General features: G+C 66.2%; 2 protein-coding genes. Both read right to left on the reverse strand.

From position 1 onward, the window contains the following. Window positions 1–535: 535 nt before the first annotated feature. Window positions 536–1,024 carry a GFA family protein gene (locus EN738_RS33995; RefSeq protein ID WP_127287335.1) on the reverse strand — a complete coding sequence of 163 codons (489 nt, stop codon included), beginning with the start codon at window positions 1,022–1,024 and terminating at the stop codon, window positions 536–538. 58 nt (window positions 1,025–1,082) lie between these two features. Next, on the reverse strand, window positions 1,083–1,625 hold the full coding sequence (locus EN738_RS34000) for an isochorismatase family protein (protein WP_127287336.1): 543 nt from the start codon (window positions 1,623–1,625) through the stop codon (window positions 1,083–1,085). Between the last annotated feature and the right edge of the window lie 271 nt (window positions 1,626–1,896).

The raw sequence follows: 1,896 nt of genomic DNA on the forward strand, positions 1-1,896 counted from the left end.
CCTGGCTTTGCGGAAAATCGTCTGTTCGGTCAAGGGCGCCGTCCGGTCTGGTTGCTGCGCCAGTCGTCGCCGCTCGGCCGGCCAAGGTCAATGCGAGCCGGCCGAGAAACTGTTTCTTGCCGATGACGCAACCGGCGATCGCCATTTTCGCGCCAGGGTGGCAACTTCCAGGCCCGAATCCGCACAATCCCGCCGGCATATTCCGCTATCGCGGAAGTTCCGCTTCGTTGCCGATATGCGATGGTGTTTTCGCGGCGGTACGAGCCGCCCTGGTCGACGCGGGCCCGAAAGCACCCCAACATGCGCCCCCGCGGCCCCGTCGACCACGGCCGGCTCTCTTCAAAACGGCCCGCGCCATTGGCATGGCGCGGTCGTAGAGGGTTTTGGTTTCGATTGGTTCACGGAATGTCCGCTGGACGTTCCGCAATATTATCCAATTCGAAAATGCTGCTGTTCGAAAAATGCCAAGGGCAGCATCGACGAGATTGAGTGGTGGCAGCCCCCCGCTCCGCCGGTTAAGGCGCCAACAATGCGCTCAGCCGGCGGAGCCACCAGCTGCAAAAGCCTCCTTCGCGAGAGCCTGGGCAAACTCAGCCATCAGCGCGCCGTATTCCTCCATCGCCGGCAACGCCGCGTAGCTGTGCACGGCGGGCGTCGCCGCAAAGGGCAGTCTCTCGCTGGTCCAGGTCTCGACAAAGGGCGTGAACCAGCCTGGATCGTCGAGCATGGTCGGGCGCAGGTTGACGAACCAGTCGAGCCCCTCCGGCCGGGTGAACATCCAACTCATGCAATGCGGGCAGAAATAGTGGTGCGATGCGCCGTGCAGTCCGCCAATGACCGGCTCGCCTTCGGTGACCACGAAGGCCTCGCTCGGGATCGCCGCACTCAGCGAATAGGCGCTGGCCGCCATGCGCTGGCAGCCGGTGCAATGGCAGGCCATGGTCAACAGCGGCGGGGCGGTGACCCGCAGCCGAACGCGGCCGCAGCGGCATCCGCCTTCGGCGGGCAGGTTGAGGCTTGGCATGGTGGGGCCTCCCCGGGTTGGTTGAAGGGCGCCTGCCTTCTCCCTTCCGGGAGAGGGTTCAGCGTCCGCTCAGCGTCGCCGCCGTCGCCAGCTTCGCGCCGGCCTCTTCGAAAGCCGCGTTGTGGCGGGCGATGATCGCTGCGGCGCTCTCGGCAGGCGTATCCAGCGTCGAGTGCGCGTCGGACACCACGGTGACGCCGAGACCTCGCGCCATCGCGCCCTTCAGGGTCGCCGCGACGCAGAAGTCGCTCTGGGCGCCGAGCAGGATGACAGCGCCGGCGCCCTGGCCGGCCACCCACTCGCCAAGTGCGGCATTGGAGAAGGCATCGCCGACACGCTTGCCGAAGGTCGGCTCGTCATCGGCCTGGCCGAGCCCCGGCCATACCGGCCAGCCGCTCGCGCCCGGCGCCAGCGGATCGCCTTGCGGGCCGTCATGGCGGATGAAAGCGACCTTGCGGCCGGATTCTCGCGCCCAGTCGATCACCGCGCGGGCACGGGCGACAATGCCCTCCGCGTCATGGATCGGCGGCTCGAAGCGGCCGTCGAACATGCCGGTCTGGAGATCGATGACAATGAGCGGAGCAAGGCTGGATTCTGGCATGGGCGGGAAGATAGCGTGGGTGGAGGGTGGGTCAAGGATGGATGCTTCACCCGAAGGCGGAGATTGGCGAAAGCGGCGATGACAAATGATCTCCCCCTTTGTGGGGGAGATGCCCGGCAGGGCAGAGGGGGGCGCGAAAGATCGCGGCCTTCGATCACTTGTTCCTCAGAACCCTAAATCGTGCGCCGTAAGATTAGCTGAGAAGTCGGCGGGGCAGCGCCCCCCTCTGGCCTGCCGGCCATCTCCCCCACAAGGGGGGAGATTGGCAGCT

Origin of the sequence: Mesorhizobium sp. M4B.F.Ca.ET.017.02.2.1 (assembly GCF_003998955.1) — a bacterium.
In the GTDB taxonomy this organism is placed as follows: Bacteria; Pseudomonadota; Alphaproteobacteria; order Rhizobiales; family Rhizobiaceae; genus Mesorhizobium; species Mesorhizobium abyssinicae.

Excerpts from the sequence above, each read along its gene's own strand:
- EN738_RS34000 (WP_127287336.1), bottom strand. The coding sequence starts at position 1,625 with ATGCCAGAATCCAGCCTTGCTCCGCTCATTGTCATCGATCTCCAGACC.
- EN738_RS33995 (WP_127287335.1), bottom strand. The coding sequence starts at position 1,024 with ATGCCAAGCCTCAACCTGCCCGCCGAAGGCGGATGCCGCTGCGGCCGC.